The 14,183-nt window shown below is 74.3% G+C and carries 12 protein-coding genes; 7 read left to right on the top strand and 5 right to left on the bottom strand.

What is annotated here, in order from left to right; all coding sequences use genetic code 11:
• Nucleotides 1-17 precede the first annotated feature (17 nt).
• From CRP52_RS30090 to CRP52_RS30070, 5 genes are all read left to right on the top strand, one after another.
• Nucleotides 18-713, top strand: coding sequence for a TVP38/TMEM64 family protein (locus CRP52_RS30090; RefSeq protein ID WP_097239262.1), 696 nt, complete (start codon nt 18-20; stop codon nt 711-713).
• Nucleotides 714-794: 81 nt separating this feature from the next.
• A complete protein-coding gene (locus CRP52_RS30085; RefSeq protein ID WP_097239261.1) occupies nt 795-1,310 on the top strand; it encodes a DinB family protein in 516 nt (171 codons plus the stop codon).
• A 283-nt stretch (nt 1,311-1,593) separates the two neighbouring features.
• The gene (locus CRP52_RS30080; RefSeq protein WP_097239260.1) at nt 1,594-1,986 is read left to right on the top strand and encodes a cell division protein SepF; all 393 of its coding nucleotides are present in this window, start codon (nt 1,594-1,596) and stop codon (nt 1,984-1,986) included.
• Between the two features lie 159 nt (nt 1,987-2,145).
• Entirely contained in the window at nt 2,146-2,766 is a 621-nt protein-coding gene (locus tag CRP52_RS30075; RefSeq protein WP_097239259.1) for a TetR/AcrR family transcriptional regulator, read from the top strand.
• On the top strand, nt 2,763-4,343 hold the full coding sequence (locus tag CRP52_RS30070; RefSeq protein ID WP_097239258.1) for an MFS transporter: 1,581 nt from the start codon (nt 2,763-2,765) through the stop codon (nt 4,341-4,343). The genes CRP52_RS30075 and CRP52_RS30070 overlap by 4 nt, the downstream gene beginning before the upstream one ends.
• A gap of 94 nt (nt 4,344-4,437) precedes the next feature.
• On the opposite strand, the gene CRP52_RS30065 is transcribed toward CRP52_RS30070, so the two are convergent.
• From CRP52_RS30065 to CRP52_RS30055, 3 genes are all read right to left on the bottom strand, one after another.
• Nucleotides 4,438-6,909 carry a SpoIIE family protein phosphatase gene (locus CRP52_RS30065; protein WP_097239257.1) on the bottom strand — a complete coding sequence of 824 codons (2,472 nt, stop codon included), beginning with the start codon at nt 6,907-6,909 and terminating at the stop codon, nt 4,438-4,440.
• 148 nt (nt 6,910-7,057) lie between these two features.
• Nucleotides 7,058-7,678 (bottom strand): TetR/AcrR family transcriptional regulator, encoded by a 621-nt coding sequence (locus CRP52_RS30060; protein WP_097239256.1) that lies wholly within the window; start codon nt 7,676-7,678, stop codon nt 7,058-7,060.
• 137 nt (nt 7,679-7,815) lie between these two features.
• Nucleotides 7,816-9,414, bottom strand: coding sequence for a 4-coumarate--CoA ligase family protein (locus tag CRP52_RS30055; RefSeq protein WP_179852967.1), 1,599 nt, complete (start codon nt 9,412-9,414; stop codon nt 7,816-7,818).
• A gap of 222 nt (nt 9,415-9,636) precedes the next feature.
• On the opposite strand from CRP52_RS30055, the gene CRP52_RS30050 reads away from it, so the two are divergent.
• Nucleotides 9,637-10,302: a hypothetical protein gene (locus tag CRP52_RS30050; RefSeq protein WP_257032923.1), complete on the top strand. Its 666-nt coding sequence runs from the start codon at nt 9,637-9,639 to the stop codon at nt 10,300-10,302.
• The gene (locus CRP52_RS30045) at nt 10,289-10,996 is read left to right on the top strand and encodes a class F sortase (protein ID WP_097239254.1); all 708 of its coding nucleotides are present in this window, start codon (nt 10,289-10,291) and stop codon (nt 10,994-10,996) included. Before CRP52_RS30050 ends, CRP52_RS30045 begins: the two co-directional genes overlap by 14 nt.
• 1 nt (nt 10,997) lies before the next feature.
• On the opposite strand, the gene CRP52_RS30040 is transcribed toward CRP52_RS30045, so the two are convergent.
• Together CRP52_RS30040 and CRP52_RS30035 are read right to left on the bottom strand one after the other, a co-directional pair.
• Nucleotides 10,998-12,170 carry an acyl-CoA dehydrogenase family protein gene (locus CRP52_RS30040; protein ID WP_097239253.1) on the bottom strand — a complete coding sequence of 391 codons (1,173 nt, stop codon included), beginning with the start codon at nt 12,168-12,170 and terminating at the stop codon, nt 10,998-11,000.
• Nucleotides 12,171-12,205: 35 nt separating this feature from the next.
• Nucleotides 12,206-14,182, bottom strand: a complete 1,977-nt coding sequence (locus CRP52_RS30035; RefSeq protein ID WP_257032922.1) for an acetyl/propionyl/methylcrotonyl-CoA carboxylase subunit alpha — start codon at nt 14,180-14,182, stop codon at nt 12,206-12,208.
• Between the last annotated feature and the right edge of the window lies 1 nt (nt 14,183).

Genomic DNA, 14,183 nt, shown 5'->3' with positions numbered 1-14,183 from the left:
CCGGTTACGCTCGGGCGGTGTCCGAGCCCGATGCCGCCCCCGCACCGTCCGCCGCGCCGCGTTCGCCCTGGTGGCGGTTGGCGCTGCTGGTCGTCCTGCTCGGCGCGGCGGCCGGCTCGCTGCTGCTGTGGAGCCCGACCGAGCTGCTGTCCGGAGGGCTCGCAAACCGGCTGCCCGGGTACTGGTTCGGACCGCTGTTCGCCCTGGTGTACGCGGTGGGCACGCTCGCCTTCGTGCCCCGGCCGGCCCTGAACGCGGCGGCCGGGCTGCTGCTCGGCATCCAGCAGGGCGTGGCACTGGCCGTCCTCGGCACCACGCTGGGGGCGGCGCTGGCCTTCGCGCTCGGCCGGGGTCTGGGGCGGGAGGCGCTGCGCCCGTACCTGCGCGGCAAGGTGCTGGGCGCCCTGGACCGGCGCTTCACCGAGCAGGGCTTCCGCAGCGTGCTGGTGCTGCGGCTGCTGCCCGGCATGCCGTTCCAGGCGGCCAACTACGGCGCGGCCTTCTCCGGCGTTCGCTTCACGCCCTTCCTGCTCGCCACCGCGATCGGCGTGGTGCCGACCACGGCCGTGTACGTCACGGCGGCGGCCAGCGCGGACCGCCCGGGCTCGGCGGCGTTCCTGCTGTCGGCCGGCGTGATCGCCCTGCTCGGCGTGGGCACCGTGGTCGGCCTCTGGCGGACGGCGAGGAACCGCCGCCGGGCCGCGGCCGGCTGAGACCGGACGGCCGGTCCCGGAACACGGCCGGTCCCGGAAATCGATCGCGCCCGTACCCGCCCCGGGGCCAGGATGGCCCGCATGACCGAACTCGACCCGCGGGTGGACCCGCCGATGGCCGTCGACGAGACCGCCACCCTCACCGCCTTCCTCGACTACCACCGCAGCACCCTCGCGCTCAAGTGCGCGGGGCTGACCGACGACCAGCTGCGGCTGCGCTCCGTCCCGCCGTCCGGCCTCTCGCTGCTCGGCCTGGTCCGGCACATGGCCGAGGTGGAGCGGTACTGGTTCCAGGGCGTCCTGCTCGGCGAGGAGATCGCCACCGGCCACTACTGGACCCAGGCCGAGCCGGACGCCGACTTCGACGGCGTCGACACCGCCGACGTCACGACCGACTTCGCCACCTGGCGCGCCGAGGTCGAGGCCTCCCGCCGCGCGGCCGCCGGTCTGCCGCTGGACACCGTCGGCAAGCGGCCGCGCCGCGGCCGGGAAGTGACGCTCCGCTGGATCCTCGCCCACATGGTCGAGGAGTACGCGCGGCACAACGGCCACGCCGATCTTCTGCGCGAGTTGGTGGACGGCTCGACCGGCGAGTGAGCGGCCGGGCAAAATCGTTTCCGCATCGTTGACAGAAGGTCAATTGTGCGGTGGCCGCTACCGATATGGTCTACGCGCGCAACCGTACGGCGCCGAGCCGCGTCTGCTGGTTTTGCCTGGGTCCGCCCGGGTTTCCGGCGCGGCGCGACTCCTACGGGGGCCGCGAGCGGGCACGGGACCGGTGAACAGTGCGATACTCGGACAGTTCCGACGAGTGGATGACGTGTCAAAAACGACACGCACCCCCGGGGGACCAGGACGGGACGAGACAGGGAGGCGCGGCATGGGAGCACTTCGCGACGAGCACCACAACGGGTGGCTGATGCCCTCGGGGAACTACCCGGCCGCGGTGTACGACGACGAGTGGGTCGATCAGGAGACGGTTCCGTCCGTCGCCGCGCCCGCGAAGATCGTCTCCCTGCGGCCGACGGGCTTCGAGGCGGCCCGCACGGTCGGCGAGCACATCCGGGCGAGCATCCCGGTGGTCATGGACCTCACGGAGATGGAGGAGGCCGAGGCCAAGCGCATGGTCGACTTCGCCTCCGGGCTGATCTTCGGCACCCGGGGCGGCATCGAGCGGATCGCCCGCCGGGTCTTCCTGCTCACCCCGGCCGACGTCGAGGTCATGGTGATCGACCGGCCGCTCGACGAGACCGGCTTCTACAACCAGAGCTGAGCCCGGCCCGCGGCCGGGCCGCGGCACACGGCACCCCGACCGGGGACGGCACCCGCCGTCCCCGGTTTTTGCTGCCCGATCTCCGAAGGCTGCTGCATCATCTGAGACTCGGAAAATAATTCTGAGACATCCATGTCTCATCTGAGCTAAACTCGGCTCATGGCCACCGACCGCGACACCGTCCTCGAAGCCGCCGTCGGCGTGCTCTCCCGCCGTCCGACCGCGCACCTGGACGAGATCGCGCGCGCCGCCGGCATCAGCCGCGCCACGCTGCACCGGCTCTTCCCGGGCCGCGAGGCGCTGATCCGCGAGGTCGGCATGCTCGGCCTGCGCCGCTTCGCCGCCGCGCTGGACACCGCCGGGGTCGAGCACGGCGACGCGGAGGCCGCGCTGCGCCGCCTGGTGGACGCCGCCGTCCCGGACGCCGCGCTCTGCGCCTTCCTGGCCGGCGAGAACCAGCTCTACGAGAACGACGACATCAACGACCTCTGGGAGCTCCAGATCGCCCGGCTGCACGCGCTGTTCCTGCGCGGCCAGCAGCAGGGCGCGTTCCGCATCGAGCTGAGCGCCGCCTGGCTGAGCGAGGCCTTCTTCGACCTCGTCGCCGGCGTCGGCTGGTCGATCCAGGACGGCCGGCTCGCCCCGCGCGACGCCGCCTTCTCGCTCACCGAGCTCTTCCTCGGCGGCGCCCTGCGCAGACCGGACGCCGCCGCCCCCGCCACCGACCTCCCCCCGGCCCACAGCACCTCGGCCCACAGCCAGGACACCGATACGCCATGACCACCCTGACCGCCCGCCAGCGCTGGACCGGCCTCGCCGTCCTCGTCCTGGCCGTGACCGTGGTCGCCCTCGACGCGACCGTCCTCTCCCTCGCCATCCCGTCGATCAGCGAGACGCTGCGCCCCAGCGGCACCCAGTTGCTCTGGATCGGCGACTCCTACTCCTTCGTGCTGGCCGGCCTGCTGGTCAGCATGGGCGCGCTGAGCGACCGAATAGGCCGCAAGCGGCTGCTGCTGGCCGGCTCGGCCGCCTTCGGCGCCGCCTCGCTGCTGGCCGCCTACGCGCCGGGCCCGGGCTGGCTGATCCTGGCCCGTGCGCTGCTCGGCGTGGCCGGGGCGACGATCATGCCGTCCACCCTGTCGCTGATCCGCGGCCTCTTCCCGGACGACCGGGAGCGGGCCACCGCGATCGGCATCTGGGGTGCGGCCGCCACCGCCGGCGCCGCGCTCGGGCCGGTGGTCGGCGGGGCGCTGCTGGAGCACTTCTGGTGGGGTTCGGTGTTCCTGATGAACATCCCGGTGCTGCTCCTGCTGCTGGTCCTCGGCGCCTGGCTGCTGCCGGAGTCCAAGGACCCGAAGCCGGGCCGCTGGGACGTGCTGAGCGTCGTCCTGTCGATGGCCGGGGTGATCGGCACGGTGTACGCGGTGAAGGAGGCCGCCGCGCACGGCGTCGGCCGCTGGGACGTCCCGGTCGCCTTCGTGCTGGGCGCGGCCGCGCTGACCGTCTTCGTCCGCCGCCAGCTGCGGCTGGAGACCCCGCTGCTCGACGTCCGGCTGTTCCGCGACCGGCGGTTCACCGCGGCGGTCTCGGCCTCGCTGGTCTCCCTGGTCGGCCTCTCCGGCGTGATCTTCGTGGTCTCGCAGTACCTGCAGCTGGTCCGCGGGTACCAGCCGCTCCAGGCGGGCCTGGCCGAGCTGCCCGCCTTCGCGGGCTCGGTGGCCGGCGGTCTGCTTACCGCCCGGGTGGCCCGGCGCTTCGGCGCCCGCACGGCGCTGACGGCCTGTCTGCTGGCGATGGGTCTGGGCATCGGCGTGCTCGGCTGGCTGGAGCAGGACACCACCTACCTGCTGCTGGCCGCCTCCTTCCTGCTGGTCGGGACGGCCGAGGGCGTGGTCTACACGCTCGGCGCCGACCTGGTGCTGAGCGCCGCGCCGGCCGAGAAGGCCGGGGCCGCCTCGGCGGTCTCGGAGACGGCGTACGAGCTGGGCACCGCGCTCGGCATCGCCCTGGTCGGTTCGGTGGTCGGCTCGATCTACGCGAACGGGTTGGCCGTCCCGGCCGGGACGGACCCGGCGGTGGCCGCCCGGGCCGGCGAGTCGCTGGGCTCGGCCGTCGAGGCGGCGCAGGGGCTGCCGTCGGAGGTGGCGCAGCCGCTGCTGGCGAGCGCGAAGGAGGGCTTCGTCAGCGGCATGAACACCGCCGGGCTGCTGGCCGCCGTCCTGCTGGTCGGCGCGGCGCTGACGGCCTGGCGGCTGCTGCGCGGGCTGTCCGGGCTGTCCAGGCGGGACGCGGCTGCCGCGGGCGCCGCGGCCGCCGCGGCGCCCGCGGAGCAGACCCAGGAGCAGGTCCACGCGTGACCCGCTCCCGGGCCCGCCCTACGGCCCGGAAATGCCGGAACGGCCGTTCTCCTGAGGAGAACGGCCGTTCCGGCGTTTCCGGCCGGTGCTTCGCCTACTTCGCCCCGAAGGGCAGCTCCAGCTCGGCCCAGACCACCTTGCCGTCCCGGGTGAGCCGGCTGCCCCAGCGCTGGGCCAGCTCGCTGACCAGGAACATCCCGCGCCCGCCCTCGTCCTGCTCGGCGAACGGGCGCAGCTGCGGGGTCTGGCCGCCGGCGTCGGAGACCTCGACGGTGAGCACCCGGTCGCGGAACAGCCGCAGTCGGCGCGGGGCGTCGGCGTGCAGCAGGGCGTTCGTGACCAGCTCGCTGACCAGCAGCTCGGCGTAGTCGGTGAGCGCGGACAGGCCCCAGGCCTCCAGGGTGGCGCGGGTGAACCGGCGGGCCCGGCCGGGCAGCCGCCCGCCGCCGCTGAGCGGGAGGGCGGCGATCCGGTCGGCGGGCAGCGGCAGCACCCGCGCCATGATCATCGCGATGTCGTCCTCGGTGCCGTCGGTGACCAGCGCGGCGAGGACGGCGTCGGCGCTCTCCTCCAGGGTCCGGCCGGGCCCGGCGAGGGTGCGGGCGAGCAGGTCGATCCCGGCGTCCAGGTCCTGGCCGCGCCGCTCGACCAGGCCGTCGGTGTAGAGCGCGACCATGCCGCCCTCGGGGATGGTGAACTCGATCGACTCGAAGGCGACCCCGCCGACGCCCAGCGGCACCCCCGGCGGCACGTCGACCCGCTCGGCGCTGCCGTCGGGGGCGATCCGGACCGGCGGCAGGTGCCCGGCCGAGGCGACCTGGACGGTGCGCTCCAGCGGGTCGTAGACCGCGCAGATGCAGGTGGCGAACTGGCCCTCGCCGATTCCCGAGGCGGTCTCGTCCAGCCGGGTGAGGACCTGCTCGGGCGGCATGTCGAGGGTGGCGAGGGTCCGGGCGACGGTGCGCAGCTGGCCCATCGTGGCGGCGGCGCGGATGCCGTGGCCCATCACGTCGCCGACCACCAGGGCGACCCGCCCGCAGGACAGCGGGACCACGTCGAACCAGTCGCCGCCGACCTCGCTGACCACGCTGCTGGGCAGGTAGCGGTAGGCGATCTCCAGGCCGAGGGTGCGGTGCACCTCCTGCGGCAGCAGGCTGCGCTGCAGGGTCAGGGCGGTCTCCCGCTCGCGCCGGTAGAGCCGGGCGTTGTCCAGGGCGAGCGCGGTGCGGGCGACCAGCTCCTCGGCGAGGGCGACGTCGGCGGCGGTGAACGGCTCGGGGTTGCGCATCCTGATGAACTCGGAACCGCCGAGCACCATGCCGCGGGCGGTGATCGGCACCATCAGGTAGGAGTGGATGCCCGCCGCCATCCCGGGGGCCACCCGGTCGTCGCTGGAGACCAGTCCGCGCAGCACCTCCTCGTTCACATGGGCCCGCAGCAGCGGCTTCCCGCTGCGCAGGCACTGGGTGTAGCTGCGGTCGGGGGCGTACTCGGAGGTCTCGCCGACCACGTCCACGGCATGGGCGAGACCGGACTCGTAGGACTCCCCGACGGCGACGGCGCGCAGGGTGACGGGCCGGTCGGTGGGGATCGCGGTGGGTTCGGCGCCGCGCAGCACCGGCTCCAGCAGGTCGACGGTGGCGAAGTCGGCGAACCGGGGGACGACGGCCTCGATCAGTTCCTCGGCGGTGCGCTGGAGGTCGAGGGTGGTGCCGATCCGTGCCGTGGCCTCGGCGATGGTGGCGAGGCGTTCCTGGGCCCGGGCGGCGCGGGCCTCGGCCTGGGCGCGTTCGGTGACGTCGATGATCGAGGAACAGACGCCGAACACCCGGCCGGTGGAGTCCTCCAGCCGGAAGTAGGAGGCGGACCAGGCGCGGTCCCGCTTGGGGTCGCCGGGGACGCGGCCGTGCGAGCGGGCGTCCACGACCGGCTTGCCGGTCTTCAGCACCTGTCTCATGGTCTGTTCGATCTCGGTGCCGTTGATGCCGGGCAGTACCGCGGATATCCGGCGGCCGAGGTGGGCGGCGACCGGAACGCCGTTCATCCGGGCGAGCGACTCGTTGATCCGGATGTAGCGCAGGTCGGTGTCGTAGACCGCCATGCCTATCGGCGAGCGGCCGAAGATGCCGTCCAGCACCGCCAGGTCGGCCTCGACGGCGTGCAGGGCGCGGGTGTCGGAGGCGGTGGCGAGCAGCAGCAGGGTGCCGGCCGGTCCGGCGATCGGGTAGGTGCGGAACTCCAGGTCGACCGTGTGGCCGTCGCGGTGGCGGACCGGGAAGACGCCGGACCAGCCGGTGCCGCTCATGATCCGTTCGAAGAGGCCGAGCACCTCGGTGCGGTCGCCGCCGTCGGTGAGCAGCTGGGCGGCGTAGCTGCCGACGGCCTCCTCTGTGGTGTAGCCGAGCAGGGCCTCGGCGTCCTCGCTCCAGTGCAGGATCAGTCCGTCGTGCTGGAGCAGGGCCGTCGCGAGCGGGACGAGCCGGTGGCCTTCGGGGCGCGCGCCTTCCGGGCGGCGGCCCGGTGCCGGGCCGGCGGCGTCGGTCGCGTCCCACTCGTGTCCGTGCATGATCAGGCAGCACCCCGGTTCGGCTCGTGCCCGGCCGGGTGGGCCTCGCGGTCCGTGCCGGCCGGGGTTCTTCTCCAGACTGCACGGACATCGGCCGCCGGGCGACCCCTTGGTCAGGGCTTGTCCGGCCGCTCCGGGTGTACGGGCGTCATGGGCGTACCGGCCGCAGCGTACTCTCCAGAACGCCCGCCCACTGCCGGATCACTCCGGATCGTCGGAGGCTGTCGTCGGTGAGCAGGTTGGCCAGGCCGAGTCCGCGGGCGAGGTCCAGGGTGGCCTGCACGGATTCCCGCACGCCCGGGTGGCTCTCGTCGGCGTCCAGGAACTCCACGGCGGCCCGGTGGGCCTCCCGGCCGACGTGGCCCTCCAGGGCGACGATCCGCTCGCGCAGGCCCTCCTCGGTGGCGGCGGCGGTCCACAGGTGCAGAGCGGCGCGGAACAGCGGGCCGGTGTAGAGGCGGACGATCATGTCGACCACGGCCCGGGTGCGGTCGGGGCCGGCGGCCGGCAGCTCGTCCGCGTGGGCGCGGACGGCTGCCAGCCGCTCGGCGGTGACGTGCTCGACGGCCGCGGTGAACAGGTCCTCGCGGGTCGGGAAGTGGTGCTGGGCGGCGCCCCGGGAGACGCCGGCGCGCTCGGCGACCACGGTGACGGTGGAGCCGTTCCAGCCGAGTTCGGCCAGGCACTCCACGGCCGCCGCGAGCAGCCGGGCCCTGGTCGCGCGGCTGCGGTCCTGCCGGGGGGTGCGGGCGGCGGGGTGGCTGGTCATGGCTGCGGGCGGCTCCTGTTCCGGTGCGGGCGCGGCGGGCCGGTCCCCCGCGGCGGGTCGATCCTCACAGACGGGCGCCGGCCGCCGTCCGCCGGGGGCGTGCCCGCTCGGATGCGTACTCAGAGGCGGGTGCGCGCTCAGTCGGCGGTGGCGCGCAGGGCCTCGCGGTCGCGCAGCTCGCGGCGGAGGATCTTGCCGGCCGCGGACTTGGGGACGGCGTCGACGAACTCCACCGCGCGGACCTTCTTGTACGGGGCGACCAGCCCGGCGACGTACCCGGTGACCTCCTCGGCGGTCAGCCCGCTGCCCGGGGCGCGGACCACGAAGGCCTTGGGACACTCGCCGCCCTCGGCGTCGGTCACGCCGATCACGGCGGCGTCGGCGATCTGCGGGTGCCCGAGCAGGACGGCCTCCAGCTCGGCGGGGGCGACCTGGTAGCCCTTGTACTTGATCAGCTCCTTGACCCGGTCGACGATGTGCAGGTAGCCGCGCTCGTCCACGTAGCCGACGTCGCCGGTGTGCAGCCAGCCCTCGGCGTCGATCACGGCCGCGGTCTCGGAGGGGCGGCCGAGGTAGCCCTTCATCACCTGGGGGCCGCGGATCAGCAGCTCACCGCGCTCGCCGGGCCCGAGGTCGTCGCCGGAGCCGTCCAGGGCGGCGATCCGCAGCTCGGTGGAGGGGACCATCCGGCCGACCGAGCCGCGCGAGGGGGCGTCGTCCGTCGGCGAGACCACGTGGGTGACCGGGGAGAGCTCGGTCATGCCGTAGCCCTGGAGCAGGTGCGGCAGGCCGAGGCGCCGGGCGCAGGCGTCGGCGAGCGCGTGGTCCAGCGGGGCGGCCGCACACAGCAGGTACTTGACGGAGGAGAGGTCGAAGCGGTCCACGGCCGGGTGCTTGGCCAGGGCGAGCGCGATCGGCGGGGCCACGAACAGGGCCTGCACCCGGTGCTCCTCGACGGCGCGGCAGAACTGCTCCAGGTCGAAGCGGGGCAGCACGACCACCGTGGCACCGCAGCGCAGCGGCTGGTTGAGCAGCGCGGCCAGGCCGTAGATGTGGAAGAACGGCAGGACGGCGAGCACCCGCTCGCCCTCGGTGGGGCGGTAGAGGGCGTCGACCTGGGCGAGGTTGGTGGCGATCGAGCGGTGGGTGAGCATCACGCCCTTGGGCAGGCCGGTGGTGCCGCTGGAGTAGGGCAGCACGGCGACGTCCTCGCCGGGGTCGATGGCCACCTCGGGGGCGGGGCCGGGGGCGGCGAGCAGGTCGGCGAGCGAGCGGTGGCCCTCGGCGCCGTCCAGGACGAGGATCTCGGTGAGCGGGTGGCCCTGGTCGGCGAGCAGGTCGGCGGCGGTGCGGGCGGCGGGCAGGAACGGGGAGACGGTGATCAGCCGGCGGGCGCCGCTGTCGCGCAGCTGGCCGGCCAGTTCGGTGGGCGTGGCCAGCGAGGAGACGGTCGTCACGGTGGCGCCGGCCCGGGTGGCGCCGTAGTACGCCATCGGGTAGGCGATCGAGTTGGGGCTGAAGAGGGCGAGGACGTCGCCCCGGCGCACGCCTGACTCGGCGAGCCCGGCGGCGACCCGCTCGACGCCGGCGGCGAGCTGCGCGTAGCTGACCTGCTCGCCGGTGAGGCCGTCGATCAGGGCCGGTCGGTCGCCGTGGCGGGCCGCGGCGCCGAGCACCGCCTCGTGGACCGGAAGGTCGACCACGGGGACGTCCGGGAATTCGCTTCGGAACACCAAGGTAAGCCTCCAGTAAGGAAGTTGACGCGACAACAAAACCTGGGGTGGGTCGGTGCGAGGCGCGTTCAGGAGCATACGGACAGTCAGGGGGAAGGCTGGGCCATTGTGAGGAACCGGGGGCGGAGCGCGCGTGGCACAGTTGCTCCGGGGGGCGCCCGCCCGGACGGTGTAGCACCATGGCCGCCCGTCCCCGGGTGCGGCCCCGACCCTGGAGCACCCACCGTGAAACCCGTCTCCCCTCCCCTGCCACCGGCCCGGCGACTGCTCGCCGCCACCGGCGCCGCCCTCGCGCTCACCCTCGGCGTGGCCCCGGCCGCGCTGGCCGCGCCGGGCGACAACGGCGACGTCAAGATCCACGAGAGCACCACCCCGGTCACCGACCAGAGCGACCAGCCCAAGGTCTGCGTCTTCTACCTGGACGCCTTCAACTTCGACACCGTCCAGCAGGTCAACTGGACGATCTCGCAGCAGCCGCCGACCGGCACCGCCCAGGTGCTGGCCGGATCGATCACCCTGGTGAACGGCACCGGGAACACCGGCAACCTCACCCTGCCGGAAGGGCACTACAAGCTCGAATGGACGTTCGTGGGTGAGAACGGCGCCGCGAAGCAGAAGGTCTTCGACGTCTCCTGCCCCACCTCGTCGCCCTCGCCCTCGCCCTCGCCCTCGCCCACCAACTCGCCGTCGCCGACCTCCTCCCCGTCGCCCAGCCACTCCCCCAGCCACTCGCCCAAGCCCGGCCCGCACGGCGGCGTGGGCACCGGTGGCGGCGGCACCTCCGGACCCGATGCCGCCCAGGTCGTGGGCGGCCTCGCGCTGGTCGTCGGCGCGGGCGGCATCGCGATCCGCGCGATGCGGCGCCGTCCCGGGCGCAATGCCGAGTCCTGACCGTCCGCACCGCGCGCCGCGCGGCGGCCCCCTCCCCTGGCGGGCGGGGGTCGCCGCGCTGGCGCTCGCGATGTGCGGCGTCTGGCTGGTCCACGACGGCGCCGCCGGCCGGCACGGGCCGCCGCTGCCGCCCGCGCCCTCGGTGGCCGCCGGCTCGCCCGCTGCCGCAACGTCGGTGACTGCACCGGCCGCCGCGCCCACACCGCCCCCGGTGCCCGCCGCCCCGCCGATGCCGGCCTCGGCGCCCACCAGGATCCGGATCCCCTCGATCCAGGTCGACGCCCCGGTGACCGGCCTCGGCCTGACCGCCGCGCGGCAGCTGGCCACCCCGCCGATGGACCAGCGCAACCTCACCGGCTGGTACCGGGACGGCACCGCGCCCGGGGCCGCCGGGAACGCCATCGTCGTCGGGCACGCCGACAACCGCAGCGGGCCGGCGGTCTTCTACCGGCTCGGGCTGCTGCGCCCGGGCGACCCGATCGAGGTGGCCCGCAAGGACCGCCACACCGCGGTGTTCACCGTGGACTCCGTCCGGGTCTTCCCGAAGGCGGACTTCCCGGACGCCCTGGTGTACGAGGCACGCATCCCCGACCGGGCCGAGCTGCGGCTGATCACCTGCGGCGGGAAGTTCGACCGGAAGACCGGGTACGAGTCCAACACCGTCGTCTTCGCCCACCTGTCCTCGGCGCGGTGAATCAGTACGACTTCGGCAGGCCGAGGGTGTGCTGGGCGACGTAGTTGAGCACCATCTCGCGGCTGACCGGGGCGACCCGGCCGACCCGGGTGGCGGCCAGCAGCGCGCCCAGCCCGTACTCCTGGGTGAGGCCGTTGCCGCCGAGGGTCTGCACCGCCTGGTCGACCGTCCGGGCGGCGGCCTCGCCGGCGGCGTACTTGGCCATGTTGGCGGCCTCCCCGGCGGCGAGGTCCTCGCCCGCGTCGTAGAGCAGCCCGGCCTTCTGGGTCATCAGCCGGGCCAGCTCGATCTCCACCGCGCACTGGGCCAGCGGGTGGGCCAGCCCCTGGTGGGCGCCGATCGGGGTGGACCAGACGGTGCGGGTCTTCGCGTACTCGACGGCCTTGCCGAGGGCCTGCCGGGCGAGGCCCAGCGAGAAGGCGGCGGTGAGGATCCGCTCCGGGTTGAGGCCCGCGAACAGCTGGAGCAGGCCCGCGTTCTCGTCGCCGACCAGGGCCTCGGCGGGCAGCCGCACGTCGTCCAGGAAGACCTGGAACTGCTTCTCGGGAGCGACGAGTTCCATCGGGATCGGCCGGTACTCGAAGCCGGGGGTGTCGCGCTGGACGACGAACAGGCAGGGCTTCAGCTTTCCGGTTCGTGCGTCCTCGGTGCGGGCGACGAAAAGGACGGCATCGGAGTGGTCGATGCCGGAGACGAACACCTTGCGGCCGGTCAGCAGCCAGTCCCCGCCGTCGCGGCGGGCGACGGTGGATATCCGGTGCGTGTTGGACCCGGCGTCCGGCTCGGTGATGCCGAAGGCCATCTTGCGGCTGCCGTCGGCCAGCCCGGGCAGCCAGCGCTGCTTCTGCTCCGCGGTGCCGTAGCGGGCGATCACCGTGCCGCAGATCGCCGGGGAGACGATGAGCAGCAGCAACGGGCAGCCGGCGGTGCCGAGTTCTTCGAGCACGATGGCGAGGTCGGTGATGCCACCGCCCCCGCCGCCGTATTCGGCGGGCAGGTTGACGCCGAGGTAGCCGGCCTTGCCGGCTTCCGCCCACAGTTCGTCGGCGGGCTCGCCGGCCCGGGCCTTGGCGAGGTAGTAGGCGGATCCGTAGCGGCGGCCGAGGTCGCCGACGGCCTGGCGCAGAGCGCGGCGTTCGGGGGTTTCGAGGAGCTGACTGCCGATGGCGGACATGCGGGGTCCTTCCTCAGGGCTCTCGGGGCGGGCTCTCAGGCTTCTTGGGGGGCTTGCTCGGGCTGCTTCGGGGCTTCTCGGAGGGACTTGACGACGGCGAGCAGGGTGCCGAGTTCGACCTGCCGGCCGGGGATCGCGCGCAGTTCGACCAGGACGCCGTCCGCGGGGGCGGTGACGCGGTGCTCCATCTTCATCGCCTCCAGCACCAGCAGCGGCTGGCCGGCGGTGACGGTGTCGCCGACGGCGGCGGTGGTGCGCACCACGGTGCCGGGCATCGGGGCGAGCAGTTCGCCGGGAGCGGTGCGGACGGTGGGGTCGGGGAAGCGCGGCAGGGCGGTGAGCGCGGTGCTGCCGAACGGAGTGTCGACGTACACCCGGTCGCCGTAACGGGCGACGGTGTACGGGCGTTGGACCTCGCCCTCGCGCAGGATGACCAAGTCGGGCTGGGCATCGACGAGTTCGACGTCCGGGTGGTCATCGGCCTGCAGGCCGGTGCGGGTCAGGCGGTAGCGGACCTCCGACTCGCCGCCGTCCTCCGTCCGGTAGCGCTTGAGCTGCGGCTGGGAGGGCAGGTTGCGCCAGCCGGACGGCAGGGCGGTGCGGCGGGCGGCGGCGTCGGCGAGGGCGGCAGCCAGGGCGGCGCGGCCGGCGCTCTTGGCGTCGGGGGCGGTGAGCTCGGCCGCGTGCTCGGCGAGGAAGCCGGTGTGCAGGCGTTCGGCCCGGAAGTCCGGATGCCGCAGCGCACGGACCAGCAACTCCCGGTTGGTGGCGGGCCCGTGGACCCGCGTCCGAGCGAGCACGTCGGCCAGCCGGCGGGCGGCGGCGGCGCGGGTCGGGGCCCGGACGATCACCTTGGCGAGCATCGCGTCGTAGTGCGGGCTGATCTCGCTGCCGGACTCGACGCCGGAGTCCAGCCGGACCGCGCCGTCGGTGAACTCCTCGTGCTGGACGGCGAGTTCTAGCCGGTGCAGGGTGCCGGTGGCGGGCCGCCAGTCCCTGGCCGGGTCCTCCGCGTACAGCCGGGCCTCGATCGCGTGGCCGGTGGTCGGCGGCGGGGTGGGCCCGGGCAGCTTCTCCCCTTCGGCGACGGCGAGTTGGAACGCGACCAGGTCCAGTCCGGTGACCGCCTCGGTGACCGGGTGCTCGACCTGGAGGCGGGTGTTCATCTCCAGGAAGAAGAACCGGCCGTCCTCGGTGAGCAGGAACTCGGCGGTGCCGACGCCGACGTAGCCGATCGCCCGGGCGGCAGTCACCGCCGCTGCGTGCAACTCGGCCCGTACGTCCGCCGGTAGGCTGGGGGCGGGCGCCTCCTCGATCACCTTCTGGTGGCGCCGCTGCAGCGAGCAGTCGCGGTCGCCGACCGCCCAGACCGTACCGTGCGCGTCGGCCAGCAGCTGGACCTCGACGTGCCGCCCGGTGGGCAGGTAGCGCTCGCAGAACACCTCGTCCGAGCCGAAGGCCTTGGCCGCCTCGGCGCGGGCCGCGGCCAGCTCGCCGGACAGCTCCGCGAGGCTGCGGACGACCCGCATGCCCCGGCCGCCGCCGCCCGCCGCGGCCTTCACCAGGATCGGCAGATCGGCCTCGGTCGGCTCGGCGAGCGCACCCAGCACGGGCACCCCGGCCTCGGACATCAGCTGCTTGGCGGCCGTCTTGGAGCCCATCGCGGCGATCGCGGCCGGTGGCGGCCCGACCCAGACCAGGCCCGCGTCCAGCACGGCCTGCGCGAACTCGGCGTTCTCGGACAGGAATCCGTACCCGGGGTGGACGGCGTCCGCACCGGCCGCGAGCGCGGCGCGGACGATCAGGTCGGCCCGCAGGTAGGTGTCGGCGGGCGCGGCGCCGGGCAGCCGGACGGCGCCGTCGGCCTCCCGCACGTGCGGGGCGCCGGCGTCCGGGTCGGAGTGGACGGCGGTGGTCGCGATGCCGAGCTCCCGGCAGGTGCGGAAGACCCGGCGGGCGATCTCGCCCCGGTTGGCGACCAGCAGGTTGCCGATCATGGTCGTGGAAGTCATC

The sequence above is a fragment of the Streptomyces sp. 1331.2 genome, assembly GCF_900199205.1.
GTDB lineage: Bacteria > Actinomycetota > Actinomycetes > Streptomycetales > Streptomycetaceae > Kitasatospora.
The sequence above is the reverse complement of the archived record's forward strand: the minus strand, read 5'-3'. Positions and strand labels throughout refer to the sequence as shown.

Coding starts and splice junctions, on each gene's coding strand:
- CRP52_RS30045 (WP_097239254.1), top strand. CDS start 10,289: ATGCCGAGTCCTGACCGTCCGCACCGCGCGCCGCGCGGCGGCCCCCTC.
- CRP52_RS30065 (WP_097239257.1), bottom strand. CDS start 6,909: ATGCACGGACACGAGTGGGACGCGACCGACGCCGCCGGCCCGGCACCG.
- CRP52_RS30070 (WP_097239258.1), top strand. CDS start 2,763: ATGACCACCCTGACCGCCCGCCAGCGCTGGACCGGCCTCGCCGTCCTC.
- CRP52_RS30075 (WP_097239259.1), top strand. CDS start 2,146: ATGGCCACCGACCGCGACACCGTCCTCGAAGCCGCCGTCGGCGTGCTC.
- CRP52_RS30060 (WP_097239256.1), bottom strand. CDS start 7,678: ATGACCAGCCACCCCGCCGCCCGCACCCCCCGGCAGGACCGCAGCCGC.
- CRP52_RS30085 (WP_097239261.1), top strand. CDS start 795: ATGACCGAACTCGACCCGCGGGTGGACCCGCCGATGGCCGTCGACGAG.
- CRP52_RS30080 (WP_097239260.1), top strand. CDS start 1,594: ATGGGAGCACTTCGCGACGAGCACCACAACGGGTGGCTGATGCCCTCG.
- CRP52_RS30035 (WP_257032922.1), bottom strand. CDS start 14,182: ATGACTTCCACGACCATGATCGGCAACCTGCTGGTCGCCAACCGGGGC.
- CRP52_RS30040 (WP_097239253.1), bottom strand. CDS start 12,170: ATGTCCGCCATCGGCAGTCAGCTCCTCGAAACCCCCGAACGCCGCGCT.